General features: G+C 43.5%; 12 protein-coding genes. 2 read left to right on the forward strand and 10 right to left on the reverse strand.

Annotated elements, in window-relative coordinates; genetic code table 11:
* Nucleotides 1–99: 99 nt before the first annotated feature.
* The 9 genes from U0035_RS20400 to U0035_RS20440 all read right to left on the reverse strand — a co-directional run bounded on the left by U0035_RS20400 (nt 100) and on the right by U0035_RS20440 (nt 17,305).
* Complete coding sequence (locus U0035_RS20400; RefSeq protein ID WP_114790787.1) at nt 100–2,286, reverse strand: alpha-galactosidase; 2,187 nt, start codon at nt 2,284–2,286, stop codon at nt 100–102.
* 35 nt (nt 2,287–2,321) lie between these two features.
* Complete coding sequence (locus tag U0035_RS20405; protein ID WP_114790788.1) at nt 2,322–4,655, reverse strand: glycoside hydrolase family 95 protein; 2,334 nt, start codon at nt 4,653–4,655, stop codon at nt 2,322–2,324.
* A 32-nt stretch (nt 4,656–4,687) separates the two neighbouring features.
* A complete protein-coding gene (locus U0035_RS20410; protein WP_114790789.1) occupies nt 4,688–6,634 on the reverse strand; it encodes a sialate O-acetylesterase in 1,947 nt (648 codons plus the stop codon).
* A 137-nt stretch (nt 6,635–6,771) separates the two neighbouring features.
* Complete coding sequence (locus U0035_RS20415) at nt 6,772–7,989, reverse strand: DUF4998 domain-containing protein (RefSeq protein WP_114790790.1); 1,218 nt, start codon at nt 7,987–7,989, stop codon at nt 6,772–6,774.
* A gap of 38 nt (nt 7,990–8,027) precedes the next feature.
* Nucleotides 8,028–9,248 carry a DUF4959 domain-containing protein gene (locus U0035_RS20420; protein ID WP_114790791.1) on the reverse strand — a complete coding sequence of 407 codons (1,221 nt, stop codon included), beginning with the start codon at nt 9,246–9,248 and terminating at the stop codon, nt 8,028–8,030.
* Between the two features lie 11 nt (nt 9,249–9,259).
* Nucleotides 9,260–11,191, reverse strand: coding sequence for a RagB/SusD family nutrient uptake outer membrane protein (locus U0035_RS20425; protein WP_114790792.1), 1,932 nt, complete (start codon nt 11,189–11,191; stop codon nt 9,260–9,262).
* A 2-nt stretch (nt 11,192–11,193) separates the two neighbouring features.
* On the reverse strand, nt 11,194–14,469 hold the full coding sequence (locus U0035_RS20430; protein ID WP_245957704.1) for a SusC/RagA family TonB-linked outer membrane protein: 3,276 nt from the start codon (nt 14,467–14,469) through the stop codon (nt 11,194–11,196).
* Between the two features lie 219 nt (nt 14,470–14,688).
* Nucleotides 14,689–16,272: a solute:sodium symporter family transporter gene (locus tag U0035_RS20435; protein ID WP_114790793.1), complete on the reverse strand. Its 1,584-nt coding sequence runs from the start codon at nt 16,270–16,272 to the stop codon at nt 14,689–14,691.
* Between the two features lie 16 nt (nt 16,273–16,288).
* A complete protein-coding gene (locus tag U0035_RS20440; protein ID WP_114790794.1) occupies nt 16,289–17,305 on the reverse strand; it encodes a GntR family transcriptional regulator in 1,017 nt (338 codons plus the stop codon).
* A gap of 196 nt (nt 17,306–17,501) precedes the next feature.
* Between U0035_RS20440 and U0035_RS20445 the strand changes: the two genes are divergently transcribed.
* Entirely contained in the window at nt 17,502–19,709 is a 2,208-nt protein-coding gene (locus tag U0035_RS20445; RefSeq protein ID WP_114790795.1) for an alpha-amylase family protein, read from the forward strand.
* 34 nt (nt 19,710–19,743) lie between these two features.
* Entirely contained in the window at nt 19,744–20,649 is a 906-nt protein-coding gene (locus U0035_RS20450) for an AraC family transcriptional regulator (protein WP_114790796.1), read from the forward strand.
* Here the strand turns inward: U0035_RS20450 and U0035_RS20455 are convergent.
* Nucleotides 20,644–23,955: a tetratricopeptide repeat protein gene (locus U0035_RS20455; protein WP_245957705.1), complete on the reverse strand. Its 3,312-nt coding sequence runs from the start codon at nt 23,953–23,955 to the stop codon at nt 20,644–20,646. The genes U0035_RS20450 and U0035_RS20455 overlap by 6 nt on opposite strands.
* Nucleotides 23,956–23,978: the final 23 nt, after the last annotated feature.

Genomic DNA, 23,978 nt, shown 5'->3' on the forward strand with positions numbered 1-23,978 from the left:
ACTTTGAAAAATAAAAACGGAGCTATTTTAAAAAAAGACGGCTCCGTTTTCTTTTATCCAAATTGCCCGTGCCAGGTCTGGTATAAAAAGCAGGTTGGATCAAATCTTTTCAATCATCAATACCACACTCGTTCTTTGTGCATTCAGCACCGGGTTAAATCCTATCGTCATTAGAAATTCACCACTATAGGATTTTGATTCGTCAATAGAAGTTTTGCTTCCGGGGTATAAACATATTTCAGTGATCCTGTATTTCGCGGCCCGATCGAGTCCTTTAAGGCGAACCGGATAAATGCTTCCCGAGCCATACCGGTTATTAACGAGGTAGTTGAAAATAACCCCTTTGGATTTCTCTTCATTGATATAAGCCATAGACGCAATATCTCCCTCAGCAGGATTAGCCAGCCGGTATTGTTGGCCAAACCATACGATATCTTTAAACGAATTATATTGTTTAATGGCATCCTGGCAATATTGAAGATCTTTTTCGCTTAGGTGATTTACAACAATATCAAAGCCAAGCTTGCCCATCATGGCCACATCGGTCCTGAATTTAATAGGTTGTTTGCCCCAGTCGGTTACATGGTTGGCGCTGGCAATAGCAGGGTAGAAGTAAGAGTACTCCCATTGCATGAATATGCGTTCGAGCGGATCGGTATTATCGCTGGGCCAGAACTCCGTAAAGTACTCTAACGCGCCATAGTCCACGCGGCCGCCACCGCCTGAGCATAACATCATAGGGACAGTAGGATACTTGCTACGTATTCTTTTTAACACATTATACAGCCCACGCATATACTCAATGTAAAAATGCGATTGGTTTTTAAGATAGGCGGAATGGGCATTATAGATAACCGCGTTGCAGTCCCATTTTATATAGGCAAGTTCGCCGTTTTTTGCAAACAGATCGTCTACTACTTTAAAAACAAAGTCCTGTACCTTCGGGTTACTCAGGTCTAAAACCAGTTGATTCCGGAAGTAATGTTCGGCCCGCAAGGGTTGCTTTATAACCCAATCCGGATGTTGTTCATACAATTCACTTTTAGGGTTCACCATTTCAGGTTCGATCCATATACCAAATTTCACCTGGTTGTTAGCGGCTTCTTTAACCAGCGTTCCGATGCCATTTGGTAATTTCTTCTTATTTGGAGCCCAGTCTCCCAGGCCTGCTACATCGCCGTTCCTGGGATACTTATTCGCAAACCAGCCGTCGTCCAGCAGGAACAGGTCAACACCGAGTTTCCTGGTATCTTTTATAAGTTCCTTTAATTTATTTTCATCAAAGTCGAAATAAGTGGCCTCCCAGTTATTTAACAAGGTAAGCCTGTCTTTTTTGCCGTCCAGTACTTTATAGTTGCGTGCCCAGTCCTGTAGCCTGCGGCTGGCGCTTCCTTTACCCTCATGCGATAATGTATACAGAAACCCTGGAGTAACGAAGTCTTCATTAGGTTTTAACGTATAAGCAGAAGCATAATTGTTGATGCCGGATATAATACGCAGGTTGTTCTGGTAATCCAGTTCCAGGTCGGTTTTGAAATTGCCGCTGTACTCCAGCGCACCGTATAGTACCGTTCCTTCGTCTTCCGTGGAAGGCTTATCGAGTGATACCATAAATACAGAAGGTTGGAATAAATTGGCCCGGGTACCTAGTTTACTATCGAGCGTCTTAATGCCATGTGTTAGTTTGGATGTTTCAGGTTGCATTTCTTTAGCCCAGTCGCCATGATATTGTGTAAGCCAGAAGCTTTTTGCTTTGATATGCAGGTTGGCTGATGCATATTTATGTAAAAGCACATTTGACTTTTCCGCATGCCTGATAACCGCCCATTGCTCAATTACATCTTGTTTGAAATAAGACTTGTAAAATAGCGTCACCTGGAAATTATACACAGGATCTTTTAATAAGATAGATAACTGGCTGACACCATTACCAAGGTCTTTTTGTTCATGCTGCACATAACGAAGATCCAATGAATTATTGCCATCAGCATGGGTTACGGTAATGGCTGGTTCCAGCAGATTCCGTGAGCCCGAAGCGGTATAAGCCGCATCGGCCACTTCGGTATAATCGCTGGTTTGTTTATAGGCCTGCGGAATCAATCCATATTCATTATTGTTGCCGAGCTTTCTTCCATAGTACAGTATCGATAAGTTCTTTTGCTGGTCAACCTTCAATACCATTGAGTTTTCGGCTGTTGTCACCGGAATGATCTGTTCCTGTGCAAATACCGCTACTGACGCTATAGATATAGCTAATGTCCATAAACCTTTCAACGCAAACCTCATGCTCTTTGTTTTTGTAAGTATTGTATTCAATTAAGTTATCGTGCTATAGTAGTTGCATGAACCAATTGTCCATTTACTTTTAGCTTTACCTGCTGTTTAGACGGGGAGTAGAGTTTATAGTTGATGACCCTGCCGTCAGACCATTGCAGATCTATCGTGATATTGTTCTGCGCCCTGATGCCTTTTACCTGTCCCTTTTTTTTCCAGATGGCAGGGATGGAAGGCAACAGCTCGATATAGCCATCATGGCTTTGTAGCAGCATTTCCAGTATACCCGCCGAGCCGCCAAAATTACCATCGATCTGGAAGGGTGGGCCCGCGGAAAGCAGGTTGGGATACACCCCGCCGCCGGCGCCATAATTAATATCTGTTCTTAAAGTGGGGCGCAGCACTTCTTTAAGAAGTTTGAAAGCTCTTTCTCCGTCATGTAAACGTGCCCAGAATAATTGCTTATGTGTAATCGCCCAACTCGGACCGTCGTCGCCTCTTACCTCTAATGTTTTTTTCGCGGCTTCCATTAAGTGAGGTGTTTTATTGGCTGTGATGGACGAGCCGGGATAAAGCCCCCATAAATGCGAGATATGCCGGTGCTGGGGATCCGCCTCTTTATACTCTTCCAGCCATTCCATAATTCTGCCATCGCTGGCAATGCGGCCGGGTGGAGGAATCTGTTTTAGCTTTCTGGTCAGGTCGGCTCTGAAATCAGCATCCACACCAAGCACTTTTGATGCTTCAATCACATTGTTAAAAAGCTCCCTGGTGATTTGGTTATCGATAGTGGGTCCCATACAAACATTCACATGTTTGCCATTTAAGACAAATGTATTTTCGGGCGATACGGAAGGCGCTGTAACCAGCCATTTTGTTTTAGGATCAGTAATCAATGCATCCCGGTAAAAAAGGGCAGAGCCTTTTAAAACGGGATAAATGTCCTTTAGGTATTTTTTGTCTTTAGTATAAGCGTAATGAGCCCATAGGTTTTCGCATAGCCACCCCGAGCCAGAGTTGGCAATACCCCAGGAAGCACTTTCGCCTGGTTCGGTAAAACCCCATACATTGGTAATAACATGGGCAATCCAGCCATTGGCGTTGTAGTAGGCTTTGGCGGTACGTTCTCCATTTTTAACTAACCCTTTAACCAGTTCGGCCAGTGGGAGGTTGAGCTCCGATAAATTAGCCGCTTCCAGATGCCAGTGATTCATCTCCACGTTAATGTCTAGATGGTAGTCGCCATTCCAGGGGGTATTAACCTGGTTGGCCCAAAGCCCCTGTAAATTGGGTGGTAATAAACCCACGCGTGTACTGCTGATGCTGAGATAGCGGCCAAATTGCAAGAACAAAGCAGGCAGCGCGTTATCTTTCTGCGGATTTTTATAAAAAAGATCTAATCGTTTATTGGTAGACAGATGGCTGTTCTCGCCGGTACCCAGGTTTACTGAGAAACGGTTAAATAATTTTTGAAAGTTTTGGGTGTGAATGGTTTTTTCTGACAGGTAGTTTTTGCTCATTGCAGCTTGTAATAACTGCGCCGTTTTATTTTCAAAACCAGGGTTTTTGAAATCGGTACCCATCGACACATAGATATAAGCGGTAGTGGCATCGGCTATAGAAAGTTCTTTATCAGTAGTACGCACAGATCCGCCGCCCGACAACTTTACCGATGCCAGCGCCATATACTGCATACCTTTTCCGTCCGTTCCATTATCCAGCTGTCCGTATATGCCAACCGTCTGATCTTTTACTTTTACCTGCGAGCGTTCGGGTCTTGACAGGCTAACAGAAAAATTTAACGCACCGGGTTTACTACTGGTTAGTTTGATGATGCCCACATCAGTTCCGAAGCTGGTAAAGTATTCCCGGGTATAAGTTACGCCATTGACTATGAAACGGGTGGTGGCAAGGGCCTGATCCAGTTCCAAAGCCCGGTAGTAAGCGGTTGGAGAGGTATTGGGTTGGCTATACCGGTAGTTGATTTCTAAATTGCCCAGTACCTGGAAGCAGCCCCACTGTTTACCACCTGATCCGGGTCCTTTACAGATGAAGTGTTTATTGATCAGGTCTTGTGCATCGTCATTTTTGCCGGCGGCCAGCATTTTCCTGATCTCGGGCAGGTATTGATTGGCTTCATAATTATTGGCATCCTGCTCAGAGCCCGACCATAAGGTGATATCATTCAAAACAATATTTTCTTTATTGACACCTCCGTCAGGCATCATTCCCAGACGACCGTTGCCCAGCGGAAGGGTCTCCTCCCACATGGCCGCCGGCTTGTCGTACCATAACTTAAGATCTTTTTGGGTTTGCGCCGAACTATTGTTAGCTACAATAAATGCCAGGATGGTAACGCCAATTCTTTTTATATACTTCATCACTTTACAATTTGAATAAGGGACAGGAGGTGCTAATAGATCTTTTTGCCCTCAGTAGTTAATGGCCAGTTATCCGTTCTGAAAGGGGAGGCCGGAAGGTTTTCCTTGTTATATAAGCCTGCGTCGGGATTATCGGCCCATGCATAACGTACGGCTACTGGTTGTTGGATCGAGGGACTGCTTACAATTACTTTATTGCCCATTATTTTCGCATCCGCCCAAATAAACTGCTGATTGGCTCCTGCAATTGAAAATCCGGTTAACTGTTGCTGCCTGGACACGAGGCCACCACCGGTATGGGTAAAGCTGAGGATGATCTTGTTACCTTCTGCTTTAAACGAGGCGAGCACCGGCCCCGAAGCCACCATTTTTTTGCCATATACCATCGTTTCTGCTGCCAGCGCCAATCGCAGACCTACGTCCTGTTTATTACGGGGATGTATATCATGGGCTTCCCCGATGTCTATCGCTACAGCCTCACCGGTATTAGGTACGGTGAGTGTTTGATGTTGAGCTGCTCTCAGTTCAGCCCAGGCACTTGCCCCCGGCTCTTTTTTTCGCTCCAGGTAATTGGCCAGTTGTACCCATATAAAAGGAAAGTTATAGCCCCAGGCTTTCCGCCAGTCGGCAATCATTGCAGGAAAGAGTTGCTGATAACGCGCTGCTTCATTTACATTGGCTTCCCCCTGGTACCATATGGCGCCTTTTATTTTGAAACCTGTGAGTGGATTGATCATAGCATTGAATAGCTGCGAAGGAAAAGCGTTAGGCCCTGTCTCTATCAAATTATACCCTTTGGAAGTAACGGAGGGCTTGTAGTGCCAGTCCCCGGCAATAGGGATTTTTTTGTCACCAACGCTTATAAAAAGATCTTCGGGTTTTCCAAACATACCACCCTGTGCACCGCCATCCATCATTTTAATGGCGATGGTATTTTTGCCTTCCTTGAGCAATGAAGAGCTTACGGGGTATACCCGGCTTTTATTCCAGATATTATCGTTTCCTACTAATATGCCGTTAATGTAAGTAGAATCTGCGTCATCTATGGCGCCCAGGTGCAAGACAATATTATTGCCGGAAGGAATTTTTTCCAGTTCGAAGCTTTTCTTAAACCAGATGATGCCATCGGTATTGCCAATCTCAGAAGATTCCCAGGAGCCGGGCATCTGGATTTTCTTCCAGCCATCTATATCGTCATTTTGATACCTGCCTTCGCTGCTGCCGGGGTCTGCTGCCAATGCCTGGTTATAAGCTTTTCTGTTCTCATCCTGTTGTGCAAAAGTTTGTTCCATTTTTGCCCGGTCAAGATGATTGTATCCATCAAATCCGGAAATAGCAGGCCAGCTGGTCCATGCCTGTATATTCGTACCCCCCCAATTGGTGCTGATCAAACCGATAGGTATTTTCGTATCCTGGTTGATCTTCCTGCCAAAGAAATAAGCCACCGCCGAAAAAGAAGGGATATTAGCTGAAGTACATTCCAGCCATTGCCCGCCGGCCAGCTCTTTTTGGGGCATAAAGCTGGTTGATTTTTCCACCGTAAATAGCCGTATGTTGGGGTAGTTGGCCGCGGCTATTTCCTGTTCGGCATTGTTCACCTTTGACCAGCCGGACACCGGCATTTCCATATTGGATTGTCCGCTACAGATCCATACATCGCCGATCAGTATATTTTGCAATACCTTCTTGTCGTTACGGCCTGTAATCGTAAGATGATAAGGCCCGCCCCAATGCATGGGTTTTAGAACGATCTTCCAGTCTCCGTGTGCGTTCGAAGTGGTAACAGCCTGCTGCCCGTTGATGTCTACCTTTATGCTTTCGTTTTTGCCTGCGGTACCCCATATCGTGAGGGGTTGATCGCGTTGCAAAACCATGCCGTCTGTAAAGATGCGGGGTAATACAATCCGGGCAGAGGTGCTGGTAGTCAATAACAAACAAACTGCTACTAATAGTCTTAAATATCTATTTGTAAAATCCATATAACAAAATACTCCTTTCTTACATAAATCCCCCTAAACGTTGCATAACATATTATTTGTTATCTACAGTAAAAATTTGTGCATTTGCGGTGACGTTAATAATATAAGGCTGTGCGTTGCAAATAACTGCGCTTGATCTATTCCCTGTTCCAAAGCGTAACCTGACTAAAATTACTGTACTTGCTCTCGCCGCTCGCCACCTTCTTAATTAGAACTCTGATATATCTTACAGGAGGAGGATTGTCGATCAGGCTGCTTTTAAACGGAGCTTTCCCATCATCAGTTCTGTTTACGGATTGTAATAGCGTCCATCCATTTGCCTGCATCTGGGTCCCCCAATTAGGATTGTTTCCTTCGAGGTTGGGGACGTTTTGTGTGTTGGAACCCCATACTTCATATTCAACAGGGTTGTGGCAACAGTCTCTGCCAATAATTTCAAAATGTGATAACGAATTGTAAGTAGCGCCCATGTCAAAACTGATGGGGTAGGGTAGTGTTTTCGCATCGTTACTGTGAAAACCGTTATACCATCCTTTTGGTGATGTAGCTCCATCGAAAACAGTCCAGAGCGAAGTCCAGTAACTGTTGTCGTAAGGCTGTCCGTCTCCGTACAACGATAAGGGACTAAACTTATTTTTAGGACATATTACATATCTATATATTGTTGGGAAGCTTGCTGTAGTATTTGCTTGAAAAGTGTCGATAGCATTTTTTTCCGGTATGTAGGAAGAATTGTAAGTAATAGGCGTCCCGGATTTGTAATTATTGATAACTATAGTATTCTCGCCCGGTAATAACGTTTTGCGTTCGGTAGTATTGGAAGTGTTGGTGTAGGTGATGAATGTTGAAGCATTGCTCGTGTCGGCGTTCGCAAAATTTAGGGTAAGTATGCCATTGTCTGCATAAACATAGGGGTCGGCAGCATTAATATTCCTGTTTTGCAGTAAAGACTTGTAAGCATCTCCATATACCCGAACATTATTAATCTCCTGGCCAATAGAGCGGTTTCCTTTATCATCGTAAGAGTAGATGATAAAGGAATAAACATATTCACTTAGGTTAGGGATGGTTACCGAAACCAGGTCTTCAGGATTATGCGAGCTTGCCGGAACTACAACAGAATCCTGACCATTATTCCATTTCACAACATATTTAATCACACTAGGATCAGGACTCGGATTCCAGGAGAGAGCTGTACGCAAATTGCCCGCCCTGTAAGTAAGGCTTTTTACGAGCCCGGGGTAAACAGACTCTTTGCCATCAAAGTACCTTAGGTAATCATTATCATACCTTTTGCAACTGATTGCTAAGAAGAGTAACGATATGGCGATAATGATATTATTTTTAGAATTCATCAGTTTATATTTTATTGTTAGTGGTCTGGACCTTTTCTTTATTGGGGACTGCCATATAAGGTAATCTCCTGGGCATTGGTATAACTGATACCACCCCATGTCTGGTTCACTACAAAACGTATAAATCGTGTAGGGATGGCATCAAGCGGGACATTAAAGTCAACTCCGTCCGCCATATACTGCATATCCTGACTGTTGGCCTGATTAGCTGGTAAACCGGAAGGCGGATTAGGGTAGGTGTAGGTACCCATACTGGTCCAGTCTCCAATAGTCTGCCCTAAAATTGAAGCATTGGGTAAAGCAATATCAACCGGGTTGGTTTTATCGGTCCCCCAGATGGTAAATACTTTAGGATTCTGGTAGCCCCATGCAGCGCTAAGCCTTAGATAAAGTTTGAATCTGCTTAATTTAGCCTTAACACCAAGTCCCCAGGTCCCCTGCGATACAGGAGCAATGTCTGTATGCCAGCCCGGCTCCCCGGTTCTGCCATCCCAGAAATAATGTAATTCTCCTCCCCACCCAATAGGTGCATCGCTGGCCAGGCTGTATTTATAGAATTTTTTGTAATCCAGCATGGTTTCAAATAGCGGCGTCAATGTTTTAAACAAGGTGTCAGACTTATTGCCGAACTTATCTGTTGTATAAATACCAAATTGAGTAGGCTTTGAATCGAAACCACGAACTGAAAAATTGATGTTTTGAGTAGAAATATTTACCGGATCTTTTTCTTCAAACTTATTGGTTTCAGAATTGAAAAAGACAACATGCATAGAAAGCGGCGCTTTAAATGCATTAGCTCCGCTTATGTTGACACCACCAAAATCTGGGGTTAGTTCCAACTGACTGTTTACCACCTGGAATTTAGGGGTCAGAGGATTGACTTTTACCTTTATAGGATCTGATTTTACTTCAGCCCTGCTAACAGTGTACAGTGTGATTTCATATTCCTTACTTTCTGCAAAGCCGTCTACTTTTATGGTATCGGTATAATAGCTGGACTTTGTTTGTCTCGGCTTATTCTCATCAATTTTATATTCGGCAAGTACATATAACAGGTTTGGATTTTTCGGAAGCGTATAAATGATATGAGCGCTACCATTGGAGTTTTCTACCCTGATATTAGTTACTGGGTCTGGTTTGGTTCCGTCGGTAGATACCGGATTATTGTTAGATGCATTTTTTTGACAGGCTGAGATGCCAAAAAGCAGGGTTGCTGTAAACAAAACCAGCAAATTGAGTGTAAAGATCTTATTCTTCATATATCAGAATATTACCAGTTAGGATTTTGTGTTAGATTGGTATTTACTACAAGGTTGTCTGTCTTAATAGGCCATAAGTAGTTTTTCAAACCGAATACCGGGATCAGAACAGTTCTGGGTTGATAGTAGTCAGATGGGTTTTCTCCATATACATTCCAACCTTGTAATGGCCTGCTCAATACATTCTGTAACTCTTTCCATCTTCTTAAATCCCATCCGCTTTGCGCCTCAAAACATAATTCAATTCTTCGTTCCTGGTGGATGATCTGTCTTAGCCCCTCTTTGGTGAGTGGCTTCGATGGAGCAGAAGAATAAGTTTGCCACGACTCAACCACTCCCTTTAACCCAGCCCGTGTTCTCACTCTGTCAATAAATTCGTATGTTTCCGCTGTAGGGCCATTTATTTCATTTAATGCCTCCGCATAAAGTAAGTACAAGCCAGCTAGCCGGATCACCGGGAGTTTGAAATGTTCTGTTTGGAAAGTTTCATCATATACCGTTATATAGTTCGCCAGTTTTTTAGGCCAGTAGCCGGTTATATTCGTAGCGCCAACACTTTTAGGTCCGGCTAAGGCAGTAGGACCGCGACCCTGTACATAACGGGGGTTGTTCGCATCCAGTACTCCGTTCCCAAACCAGATGCCACCATCAAAACCCAGGTTGGCGTAAAAGCGCGACTCCCTGTTAAAGTTAACCTTTGCTGTTGCGTATCCAAGCTTTATATAGTTTTTATTAGCGTCGTCTCCTGCCTGTGTAGTATACCTGTTTATATAGTCAAAGTTTTTATCTTCATTGATCGGTACTCCGTTTTTGGTGTAAAATAAATCGGTTGTAGCTATGGGGACAGAAAAACTGCCGGGGTTTTGGTTCACACTGGCTACGGATTTATCGGTCATACGGGGTATAACGTAGTTCTGATAGTTAAATCCATAATTCATAGCCCATATTAATTCCAGATTGTTTTCCCATTTTTCAGTAACTGCGGTTTGCAGCGTCAGCACCTGTTTTAGTTCGTCGTTCATGTTCAATACATTGCCTACGGGGATATAGGTATGGAATTTAATTCCAACACTTTCGGCCTCATCAATCGCTTCTTTGCACGCGGTGGCTGCTTTTTGCCAAAGGGTAGCATCATAACTTGCTGGGAAAAGATTCCTTCCGTCTTTGTCTTTAAAACCTGCATAATCAGGATTTCCGTTAAACAAAGGACTTGCCTGCGTCATTAATATTTCTGCTTTAAATGAAAGGGCTATAACTTTGGTGATACGTCCCAACTCCTGAGCAGGATTTTGAATAGTTGGTGGCAGGTTTGGTATAGCCTCGTCCAGAAGAGAGAGGACGTAATCAAAAGATTCCTGCAGGGTTGCTCTTTTTATTTTTACCTCTTCAGCTGATGCGTTAATGGGCAGGTTTTCCCTAACAAGCGGGATAGGACCATACATTCTTAACAGCCAGTAATGATAGTAAGCCTTCAGAAACCTGGTTTCAGCCAGCCACCTGTTTTTGGTAGGTGTATCCAGATCAATAGGCTGATCGATATTCTCCAGCATGATATTGCATCTTCTGATTGCCTGGAAGAGAGGCTCTGCGCCACCCTCGCCATCCCAGTAGTTGATTAATGGGTTGGATGGTGTTTGAATACCTTTTATCAGGCTGAAGCCTGCTTCGTTCAATGCTGCAAAGCCATTGGGGTCGGTAGGATAAACTATTTCCGCGGCAAGGGTGAAGCCCGGGTTTACAATCGTATTGTATTGCCGTTGCATAGTGGAATAGCAGGTGAACAGGTAATTCTCTGCTTCATTTTTGTTCCTGAAAGCATAATCCAATGTACCCACGTTATCAGGTACGATATCCAGGTATTTTTTACAGGAGGATAGTGATGATAAACACGCACCGATTAATATGGCTCCTGCAAGTCCTTTTATAGATACTGACAGACTCATTTTTATAAATTTAAATTGATACCGATATTAAATACTTTTTGAATGGGATAGGCGAACCCATTACCACCTTGTTCCGGATCCCAGGTTTTAAACGGAGCCCATGTAAGCAGGTTAAGGCCATTTACATAAATACGGGCATTAGTAACCCACGCTTTTGTGGTAAGTTTTGCTGGCATGGTGTAACCTAATTCTACAGATTTTAACCTTAAGAAAGCGCCGTTGCGTAGCCACCACGTACTGTTTTGAAGATTGTTTTCGATAACGTTTCTACTTACGCCTAACCTGGGATAAGTCGCATATGTATTTTGATTGGCCTCTGTCCAATGATCATCGGCGAACTCGGTAATAACCTGTGTATTTCCATATATATAGGGGTCAGGACTTTGTATAAAAGGACTTACCCTGCTCGGGTCAATAAAGAAAGATACTCTTGCCTGTCCCTGTAAAAATGCTGAGAGGTCAAATCCTTTATAGCCGCCTGATAGACCGAATCCGTATACAATCTCGGGAACAGTCGGATAGCCAATAAACGTCTGATCCAGGTAATCGATCCTGCCATCGTTATTCATGTCTTTGTACTTGATATCCCCACCTTGTGGCAGTCTTCCGTTGGTGCTAAAGCTTTGTATAGGGGAGTTGGCTGCTTCGATATCATCAACAAACAATCTTTCTGCCAGGTAGCCCCAGCCACGATTGATAGGCTGACCAATGGAGTATCGCCAGGGTTCATTATAGCTGGGCTCTTCCCGTTTTACATACTCATTGGTAGAGTAGGTGAAATTTGCCCTGGATTGAAGCCAGAGTCCACTATTAAAGCTTTGCTTATAGTCTAAGGATAGGTCAATGCCCTGTGACTTCACTTCACCCAGGTTGGCGCTGATAGACGCTTCCAATCCCATTGTGGTTGGAATGCTGGCTCTTTGCTGAAGAATATTATAACGGTAGTTGGTGTAATACTCAGCAATAAAGTTGAAGTTTTTGAGTAAAGTAAATTCAGCCGCTACGTTGGTTTGTCTTGATGTCTCCCAGGTTACGTCCAGGTTTTCATAGTTCCTGATCACAACTCCTTTGCGTTCATAACCGTTTGTGGTACCAAACTGGGCATAGTTATTCCCGTCGTTAAGAATTACATCCGACATATAAAAGAATCTTTGCCTGCCTATCGCGTCATTACCTACAAGTCCGTGGCTGGCTCTTAGTTTAAACCTGGTAATAATATTAGATAATCCTCCATTCCAGAATTTTTCGTTAGACACAATCCAGGAACCTCCGATAGTAGGGAAGAATCCATAGCGGTGGTTAGAGGAAAATCGTTCTGAACCATTGTATCCGAAATTACCTTCGATAAAATACTTACGAAGGAAGGAATAAGTAAGACGGCCCGCCAGGCCGAAGTTCCGGTAGGGCAGAGAATTTTGCAGGGCACTATTGTTGGAAGAACCTAGAAAGTGATCTGCATCTGAGTACAGGGTTTGCTGCCTGGTGGCAATAAGGGTGCTGCTGATAGTATGATCTCCCATAGTTCTATTGTACTCCAAGGCTCCCTGCATATAAATGAATGTATTGGTTTTGGGTTCCTGCCTGCTGTACTGGAGGTACTCTGTAGCTACATTGCTTCCGGTGGGTTGTGGATTCAGCCATACAAGAGAGTACTCGTTGCTTGTTCTGTTGTAAGAGCCTATATTGTAATAAAAAGGGGAGTAAGCATTTTGCGAGGTAAAATAAGAATACCTGTTGGTATTCAAAAGGCCTCTGAATTTTAACCCCTTCGTAATAAAATCAAAATTCTGGTTGACCTCAAATTGCGCAGACATTCTGGATTCAGAGAAGTTCTTATGCCCTCGCAGTAAAGCTGCATAAGGATTGTTATATTGAATACTGTTGTTGGCAATCCCGGCATCTCCGATACCTACATTGCCAAAAAGAATATGTTGCGTATTGGCGTTGGCAGCATCGGGTTCATAATATGCAGGAAACAGCACCGGACTGGTATGAACGGCAATATTGTACAGGTCTGACGCAAAAGAACCGTCTGTGGTTATAGGCCCATTATACTCGCTAAAATTACCCGATAGACGGACGATCAGTTCGGTTGTATTGGTTAGGTTAATGTTAACGTTGGAACGCAACTGGTAGTTCTCAAACTTAACATTGTTCTTGTTATTATTCCTGATATCTTCTTTTAGCACACCATTATCTATATTATAAGAGCCTGCTACATAGTATTTGGCTACTTTACCACCGCCATTAATACTTAAATTATTACGCTGGGTGGTAGCTCTTTTCCTGAAAAGCATGTCAAGCCAATCTACTGCGGGGTATACATATGCATTGCTGCCCGGCATTCCATTCATGGCATCGATTGTATTTTGAATTTTAGCGGGAGTAAAAGGGACGGAGGCTGTCGGATCTCTGGTTATTGCTGCTTCATTGTATAGGTCCATATACCTTATTGGGTCAACCAGTTGCAGGGTTTGTGTAGACTGTGATGATGAGTACTCCGACCTGAAGTTGACTTTAGCCTTTCCTTCGCGTCCCTCTTTGGTGCTTACCAGTATCACACCGTTGGCACCACGGGCTCCATATAGAGCAGTAGCACTGGCGTCTTTCAATATCGAAAAGGAAGCAATATCATCTACCTGCAATCGGGCAAGGTCATTAGCTGTAAGCTCTACGTTGTCTATCAGAATCAATGGGTCTTGCTTGTATCCGAAAGTGGTAACACCCCGTATAAAAAAATTGGCGTTATCCTGACCTGGTTGCCCACTTCGCTGGTAAGCAATCATTCCCGCTATTTGCCCCGCCATGGCCGTAGTCAAATTGCTGGCCGGAATTTTAAGCTCTTCAGGTTGGATACTGGTAACAGACCCAACCACAGCCTCCTTTCTTTCTTTTCGTCCAAAAGCCGTAACCACTACCTCGTCACCCGCCTGGAACACCGTTTGTGTCATCGTGATGTCGATAGTAGTCGTTGTAGGAGTAATAGCAAATGATTCGTCAGAATAACCTATATAAGAGAAACGAAGCGAATCTCCATTGTCCACTTCTAAAACAAAACGGCCATTCTTGTCGGTGACAGTTCCAATTTTTTGTTTGTTTACAATGATGATATTAACACCGTCCATCATTTTCCCCGAACTGTCCTTAACAGTTCCTATGATGGGTCTGGTTTGTGCCTGTGCCAGGCAGCTGGCCAAAATTAAGGCTACCAGCATCCAGGTACGGCATAGAAAGGAATCTCGTTTCCCTTCCGAAATACAAGGCAATCGGTTATTCATTTTAAGCAATTATTAAAAAAGTTTAATCAAGCAATTCAGTAAAAAAGCAATCTGTACTATACTATACTATACCAAAATTAATGTTTAATTTTTTATAAACAAATTTTTTTTGATGGTATTCGAATGGGCAAATCCAGGTATCAAAATTATCATACACCCATGACTGGTACAATAGACATTTTTATGAAAAGGATGCACAATATTCTGTAGGGTCCCGGCCTATCGGGCAATACCCAAAGGGGAGAAGAGGAAGAACATGCCTGTCATTAAGGCAATCAGAATGATATAGTAAATATACCGTTGCTTCCAGGGGTTGAGATTTACTTTAGCATGAGTTTCTATGGAAAAAGGTTTCTCCCTGGGCATCAATTTACCTATTAACAACATCAACAGGCTGGTAACTACAAAAAGCACTGCCAGTATATGGAGGTAGTGCCAACCGGTATCTATAACTACCTGGGTAACGATATAAGCAAGAACGAAGAAGAACAGGCCTGCTTTGGCGGCGATGGCAGGTACTCTGCGTGTCACCAGGCCCATCAGCATAATCGTAAATACAGGTACACTAAAATAGCTGGCTACTTTTTGAAGGTAACTGTAAAAACCGCCGCTAAAAAACATAATATAGGGAGAGAATACGATCGCTATAAGTGTAATGGCAATCTGTATCATCCTGCCTTTTTTTATAAGCGTTGCGTCATGAACGGGATACTTTCTTTTTTCCAGCCATGGTTTGTAAAGGTTCATGGTGAACAGGGTGCCAATGCTGTTTAAACCCGCATTAAAAGTGCTTAAAGCTCCACCAAATACGATGGCCGCAATAAGGCCTGTAATAAGGGGCGGTAGTGTACCGGTTATCATTTTAGGGAATACCTGTGCGGTGTTCTCCATACCCGGGTAAAGTTGCAATGCAATAAGTCCCGGTACATTTAACAGCAGGGGGGCGATTAATTTTCCCACGCAGGCAAGGGAAATTCCCTTTTGGCTTTCTGCCAGGTTACGCGCCGCCAGCGATTGCTGCACAATATATTGTTCCATGCCCCAGTAATAAATGTTGATGAGCAGCATACCGGTGAACAGGGTACCAAAAGGTATGGCCGCACCGGGTTTGCCTATTGCATTTAAATGCTCCCGGTTATTACCTAAAAGCTTTTCCACACCTGCAGTCAAACTCCCGTCGCCCAGAAACCTCAGGCCGATCCAGGTAATAAGTATGCCGCCGGCCACCATTCCTATTCCTTGTACAATGTCGTTAATGGTAATAGCTTTTAATCCGCCTAATACAGCATACAGGCAACCCGTAACCCCAATGAAAGTTACCAGCAACCGGATCGTGGTGAAATAATCGAGACCGAACCTGGTGTCAAATTGAAAAATGCCGTTCATTGCTACTGCACAACCATATAAAACAGCAGGCACGAGATTAATGGCATAGCTTAAAAGAAAAATAATAGATACGAAGCGCTGGGTTTGTTTGTCGAAACGAATGCCCAGGAAATCGGGGGTGGTCATAGCCCCGATACGGAGGTATACGGGCATTAAAAATTCAGATACGATGATCATAGCCAGGATCGAACTCATACCCCAGCACATAACCGTCATATTATTGGTATACACAAACTCATTTTCGCCTACAAACTGGTTGGCGCTCATATTAGTGAGAAAGAGCGAGCAACCTACCATCCAAAAATTAAGACTCCTGCTACCCATATAATGCCCAACGGAAGTTTTACTTTGTTTGCGGGTAGTATATACTGATACAGCGGCAGCAATTACCAATACCAGGAAAAAGCTGATAAACATAATTTTCGATTGAAATTTAGAGGGAGCCCCTTCTGATCAAAATGGTGGGCACCGTCTCCTGTATTTTTTTACGGTGGAGAATAAATTCGGCAGCCTTTTCTGCCATTGCTTCAAAACTGGTAGAATAAGTAGTGATGCCATCAAATATGATCTCCTTAACTATTTCGTCGTTATGCGACAGGATACCGAGGTCTTTGCCCAATTTTAGTTTTTTATGTTTTGCGTCTTTTAGCATCATCCATAACTCAGCATTATTGATCGTAAAATATACATATCCTGCTTCTATAGAACCGGGTATGTATTCGGGGAGTATCGCATGTTTCACCTTGAAGTCCTTTACAAATTTTTGAAACGCCAGCAGTATTTCCTCCGGCGTATCTGAATTCGGCCGGTGATAATAAAGCATTTTTTTGAAGTTCTTAATAGCCGGAGCCAGCTGGGCAAATGCGGCATAGGATGATTGAAAAAATTCCTGCGTAACATGAGAAACATCTGTAGCCAGCGGCAAATGCCGGTCGATCATCAGGAACTTATCCTTGGGTAAAGTATTGAGGATAGCCGCCGATTTTTTGTGAGGAATAGGAGCTACCACATACATCCCGTATTTGCCTCTCACCCTGTCGATAATACTTTCAAATACGTCTATATTGTTGTGATGAAAGAAGATATCGATATGTGTTTGCTTACCCAGGCGGTTTCGGAAGGTTTTGTAAAACACTTCCTGGAAGCTGTCAAAGGCAAAAATAATCAAGGCAATTCTGAGCTGGTTGCGTGTATTTTCCTTGGCGAGAAAAAAGCCAATCCTGTTTTTGGATTCAACTATGCCGCGGCTGATCAGTTCTTTGTAGGCCTTGGCTATCGTCTCTCTTGCAAATCCCAGCTCGGTAATTAAATTGTTAACAGAAGGCAACATATCTCCTTTGGAAAGTATTTTGTTGTCCACAGCGTTCAAAAATCCCTGCACAAATTGTTCATGTTTGGATAGACCATGAACATTCTCCATCTCCCTGATGTAGTCGTATACCGTTTGCATTGCAATTGTTATTAAAATCGGGTGGCAATTTGAATTGTCTCCGCTATCAAAGTTATACTATACTATTCTATTAGTATAATTTTTTTTATTTTGCAGACGATTGTCCAGTAAATGCCGACGATCGTCTATCAGATTTATTGGCATTTTACTCATTTTTGGGAGTGTTGGTTCCAAGAACGATTGCAAAAAAAGTTATATGAAAACAATAAAGAAATGGCTGGCAGGCAGCTTGCTGGTATTGCTGGTACAAAATGGTTTATCTGCGCAAAACATCCGCAGTTTCAGAGATAGTATGGTTGTTATTGCACCGGATTACCGGCTGGTAATTAATAAAAAAGACGGGCGTATCAGCTACTATTTCAGTGATGGCAGCTTTTTGAGGAATACGACGGCAATGGTAAAAGATCCCGGAGGTCAGGTCTATAGCAGCGACCTTTTTAAGCAGCACGTTGTTGACGTGCAGCCCATCAGCGATGTAATAGGCAAAGGGCATAAGCTGAATATAATACACCAGAAACCGGGTGCAGGTTTAAAGTTGGTTCAGTCGGTAACCATTTATACCGGGCAGCCCTTTTTTGTGTTAGGCCTTTCCGCTACAACATTGAAGCGCGAGGTGCTGAAGATGAACTATATGAGCCCATTAGTAATGATACCACAACAGGGTGGGCATGGTTTTGTAAACGGCGAACAACCGCGGATACTGGACATGCCTTTTGACAATGATAACTGGACAAAGGTTTTAACAGCTGAATGGAAACCGGAAGCAGTAGGAGGGATGGGGTACAATTTCTCTTCCCTGTATGATACCGAACGGCTTTCCGGAGTTGTTATCGGCGCGGTTACCCATGATTTCTGGAAGACCGGTATACAATACAAATTATCGGCGCAGAAAAATGTACTCGATTCTTTCGTAGTATATGGTGGCGCATCTACTCCTGATAACAATGCATTGCCCGCAGAATATGGCGGCAATGACGGTACACACGATGTAGTGGCGCATGGAGCCATGGCAGGCAGCACGCTTGTCGCGCCTGAAATTTTTCTATGTGGCCTGAACAGCAGGACTGCTGCTTTCGAAGCTTACGGTAAAGTGAACCGGAAAAAAAATGGTGCTTTAGCATGGAATAAGACAGCGCCGTTCTATTGGAATAGCTTTGGCGTAGAGGGGGTTCTGGGGTATGAAAAGCGAATGATGCCGGAAGGTGTATTAGCTATTTCGGATTATATAGCTTCTTTGAAAAACTTTTCGGCTAATAAAAAGGTGTACATGAGTATCGATTCCTACGACCAGGGTATTTATAATAAAGAAGTATTGAGGTCTATAAGGGAACACTGTATACAAAATAACCAGGAACTGGGTTTTTATTTTATTCCTTTTGCAGTTTGGACCTGGAAATCTTCGGTAGAAAAAGACAAGCTACAATACACCGGCACCCCTATCCGTGATGTGACTTTGAAAGATAATAAGGGTAAAACAATTGTATACAAGGATGGGGATTTTGGCGCATTTCCCCTGGATCCTACACATCCCGCAACACGTACACGTATTATCGGCGAATTAGAGAAAGCCAAAGCAATCGGGGCCCGGTTTTTAAAGATCGATTTTCTCACCGCAGGCGCATTGGAATCTACTACCAGGTATGATAAAAATGTCCATTCGGGATTGCAGGCCTATAACACAGGTATGCATATGTTAAAGCAGCTAATCGATTCCATATTGGGGCCTGATATCTTTATTACACAGGCGATATCGCCTACTTTCCCCAGCCAATATACGCATATCCGTTTTCTGTCAACCGATGTATATTCACATTTGAGAAATGATCAGAAAGGGTTTCCTCATTATGGCAGTACGGCAGCCTCTATGATCAGCTCTTCACATCTGGGATGGATGCAGGGAAGCTTATGGCCTTTTACCAATATGGATGTGGTGGTGATGAAACAGTTTCAAAAAAATAATGCTATCAGCGAGCAGGATGTAAAAGTGAGGTTAATTACTATGGCTGTCATGGGTAGTGCGCTGGGAGATGGTTCTGATTTCAGGGACAGCGCTACCAGGGTTAGGGCCGGTCACTTTTTAAATAACCCGGATCTGTGCCGGTATTTTGAGCATCCCAAAGCTTTTATACCCCTGAAAGTAGCCGATGGGCTAAGGGAAGACCAGCAATTGAGTTTTTATCAGCCTGGTGATATTATTAGTGCAGCCGTCATCAACTTTGATACTGCCCGGTCCTTTAACTATGTTTTTATGCGTGAACAATTAAAGTGGAAAGATGCTGCTTATAGTATCCGGGATTATCTTACCAACAAAGAAATAGGCACCATTAAACCCGGGGAAAAATCATTTACGTTAACCACGGGGGCCAGGGACGCAAGCTGGGTTAAATTGGTGAAAATCGACTAATAGGCTATTTTTATAAATTGATCGTTGAGCGCATATGGCTGAGAACAATAATAAGGATACCGTTAAAAAGAAAGATGGCTTTAAGGGCCAGAGAGCTATTGTATTACCACGCCAGGTGATTCAGGCGTGCAAAGACCAGCAGTTGTTATCCAATCTTTACATTACGGATATTGGCTATTACCCTAAAGCTGCTTTTCATTTTCGCGAGCGCAACCAGGGCAGTAATCAGCATATTTTGATTTATTGCACCAGCGGAAGAGGGTGGGCCCTGGTAGATGACAATAAAATGCATGTTAAGGAAGGGGAGTATTTAGTGATACCAGCTGGTGTAAAACACAGGTATGGAGCCGATGAAGATCAACCCTGGTCTATATACTGGGCTCACTTTAATGGTTGGTCAGCGGCTAACTTCATCGACCTGTTGCTAAAGAACTGCACCGGTTACGTAGGTAGCGCCATCTATAATGAAAAACGTACCGCACTATTTAACGATATATACCGCACACTGGAATCTGGTTACAGTATTGACCACCTGTTTTACCTGAACATGATGTTTTCCAGTTATCTCGGCACTTTTTGCTTTCCACAGTTTTTAAATCCTCCTTATAAAGAAGACAAAAGTAAGATCGATATTGTGGTTGAGTATATGCAGGAGCATATTATGGAAACGGTAGTGTTAAAAGATCTGGCCTCTTTGATTCATATGTCATCCTCCCATTTCTCTGCCATGTTTAAAAATAAGACCGGTCATCCCCCGCTCGAGTATTTTAATCATCTGAAAATTCAAAAAGCATGTCAGTACCTTGAGTTTACCGACATGCCTGTGAAAGAACTTTGCTATACATTGGGTTGGGAAGATCCTTTTTATTTTTCCCGTTTATTTAGTAAGTATATGGGGGAGTCGCCGTTGCATTATCGAAAGCGCAAGCGTTTTTTATAAAGATGCCGGCTCTTGTTGAGGTAAATGGATAACGGCACCCAAATGAACGGGATCCATATCAATAACCTGATTGAAGTATTGTCTCGCTTCGCTGCAGTTGCCGAAACCCAGGTTTCCCAGCCCTGCCAGATAATAGCAATGTATTTTATTTTTCGTATCCAGGTCGTCATCGAAGATCATCAGGTCGGGTAATGATACTGCGAAGAAGTCGATACGGATATGATCGTTTTCGTGGGCTTTGGCATAGTCAATCAATTTCTGAAATTTTTGCGCAGCCGCCGCTGCTTTTCCTAATTTCTTTAAAGCCAATCCCTGGTAGTATATTTTATCAGGTTGCTGATCGTTATAATAAATAGCCGGGGTAGGTTCATCCAGGCCTATTGCCGCCGTCTCCCAGTATTCACGAGCTTTGACAGGATCGCCTTGTTGCTCATAGGCGCATCCCAGCCAATAGAAGATGTCATTTTCCTGTGCGCCAAATATTTTTCCTTCTCCCAGGTTGTCGGGATAAACGCGTGCACGGTTTAATAATGAGATGGCTTCCTCATTATCATCATTTAATAGTGCTTTGCGACTCTGCAAAATGAGGTTGGCGATGTATTGCGTTGATACTTTTCCTTCACCTCCTTCCCAGGGATGAAAATGATGTCCGTGGATCATTTCCAGAGCTTTGTCCGTATTACCCGTAAGGGTTTGTAGGCTGATGAATTCGATCAGTAAGTCATCCCGCTGATAAACCAGTTCGATATGTTGTTCCAGGAAAGTGCACCTTTCTCCCGGAGCAACCCGGAAGCGCTTTTTGAGTTGATCCAGTTCAAATAAAATGCGGGCATCAGTTTCATCCGCAGCGAATGCCTGTTGGTATAATTCGAGCGCTTCAGGCTTTTTGTCAAACTTATTAAAATAAGCGATGCCCAAATTTCTTAAGGCGGTAGGAAAAGCAGGATTGATAGAGATCGCGTTTTCCCATGTTTCCCGGGCCGCTGCATACATCTGTTTGGCATAATAATAATTGCCCAGGTGGTACCAGGCTTTATAATCTTCCCGGTTGAATGCAACCGCCGATTGTAACACCAATACATCTTCGATCCGGTTAATAAAACCGGTCTCTATCTCTTCCCCCGATGCCTGGTTAAAATGGAGGCTGGCCGCTTCAGGGCGGGCGGCCCGCAGTTCGTAATAGCCCTTGTAGTAAGAAATGAGCGCATCTGTGCTGTCACAGAGCTCCAGGAAAGCTATTGCTTCCTGCCACAAGCCGGCTTCCGCATATTGGTGAGCAATTTCTGTAAAAGTATACACACGTTGTTGCATCATATCTTTTAACCGCTGTATAGTCGCTTCCGCCAAAGCCTGCTGACCCTGCTGATAATGACATAGGGCCAGCTCATAATGGGTTCCAAAGTCAAAGGCATCAATCTGTAATGTTTGATGACATAATTCAATGGCTTCAGCTATTTTATTAGCTTTACGAAAAGCGATCGTTTTTAAATGCCTTGCACGAAGGCTATTGTAATTTCTTAACAGAGATTTTTCTGATAGTTCAAGTACAGCCTTCCATTGAATACGACGGGCATCTATATAAGCGGCCTGCAAATACGCTACATCCTGTTGGGCAGCGCTCCAGCAACTTTTAAAGAACAGGTTATAGGCTTCGTCATATTGCTCCTGGTATTTCAGGCATAGTGCCAGGTTATACATGGGTTCGCTGTCATAGGGATTAGGATTATGCCGGTGGGTCTTTTCAGCCGCTTTCCTGAGATAGACTTCAGCTTCATTAAAAGCTCCGCGACGCAGTAGCCATAATCCTTTGGCATTATTGCAGCGTATGTCGGTGCCGTCTCTCCTTAACCCCTCATCATAATAATCGATAGGGTTGTAGGTCGCGTGCCTGTATTGTTCAAGGTGGTGGCCCGCTAAAAATAGTCCTTCGATAGTATCAATCTCTGCGGGTAATGAAATCGGGCTGGCCGGATCCGGAAGCGGTTCTCCCTGTTTGGTTACAGGGGTATAGGATATCAGCTCTTTACCATATATGTCCGAAACTACCAGTCGTAAAGAAGCTGGATCGGCTTGGGTTATGTTGAGGGTATTATAATAGGTTTTTGTGGGAGAGAGTATTGCTGATTCCTCAAACAGTTGATCGTTTTCCTGGTGTAGTTGAATGATCACGGCCTGTTCACTGGTAGTGTATACCTGAACTTCAATACGGTTGTCAACAACATCCATATTTACCATGGCATCTATCGACGCGTTTTTTACATAGCCTATATTTTTATAGGGCATGAAATATTGTTTGAACTCCCTGGCCTCATTGGGCATGATCCAGCCAAAGTCGGGCTGGTTATCTGTATACATGCCACACATCAATTCAAAGTAGGGTCCATCTTCATCAGTAAGCTGCTTGTCCCAGGCCCTGCCGAAATCGCCACAACCCCAGGTCCATTGTTTTTTACCCGGACTGATATGGTGATTGGCGATATGCATGAGGCCGGCTTTTTTTTGATGATGGTATCCGCCTACAAAATCGAACTGGCTGTTAACTGCCATATAAGAAGTTGGAACAGGAATGTTGGTGTACACCGATATATCAGTGCCTGGCGAATAATCGACTTTATAATAAGTACCGGTAGCAACGGGGAAGGAGCTGACGTCTCTTTTACCATGGTCAAAAACGGCATGTACATCTGGCGGAAACACACTTTGATAATGCTCGTCGACCGATACTGCCGGGTTCGCCCACCATAAAAATGTTTGGGGAAAAGGGGTGCGGTTGTATAGTTTGGCGTGCAATTCTATGTAAGCTTTATCGGGGTATAAAGTAAAACCTAAAGCACATTTGGTTCCAAACATCATTTCATATTCATTTACCCAAACTGTTTTACTTCCGTCTTTATTCTCTGAAATATAATAGTCTGTTGCATCAAATGTAGTAGGGCGGTGGTGCTGAGGCCAGTTGAATTCAATACCGCCGCTGATCCAGGGACCGGTTAAACCCACTAATGCCGGTTTGATGACACGGTTGTAGTAAACAAAATGATAGTCATTGGTTTTATCGTAAGCCATTTGTATACGACCACCCAGTTCCGGTAATATCATTACTTTGATGTATTCATTTTCCAGGTACAAAGCCGTCCATGCTTTATCTTCTTTTTCATCATACACTTTGTCAATAACCTGGTAAGGATATACCACGCCGCTGCTGCCCTGGTATACCCGTTTCTCCAGGAACATGGGGTTTTTATCTGGATTGCCTATTTTATAGGTGGGGATGATTGTTTTTTCCTTCCAGGCTTTTACTTCCATCATTAGGTGTGATTTTATTTAGATTC

The sequence above is a fragment of the Niabella yanshanensis genome (assembly GCF_034424215.1).
GTDB classification, from domain to species: domain Bacteria; phylum Bacteroidota; class Bacteroidia; order Chitinophagales; family Chitinophagaceae; genus Niabella; species Niabella yanshanensis.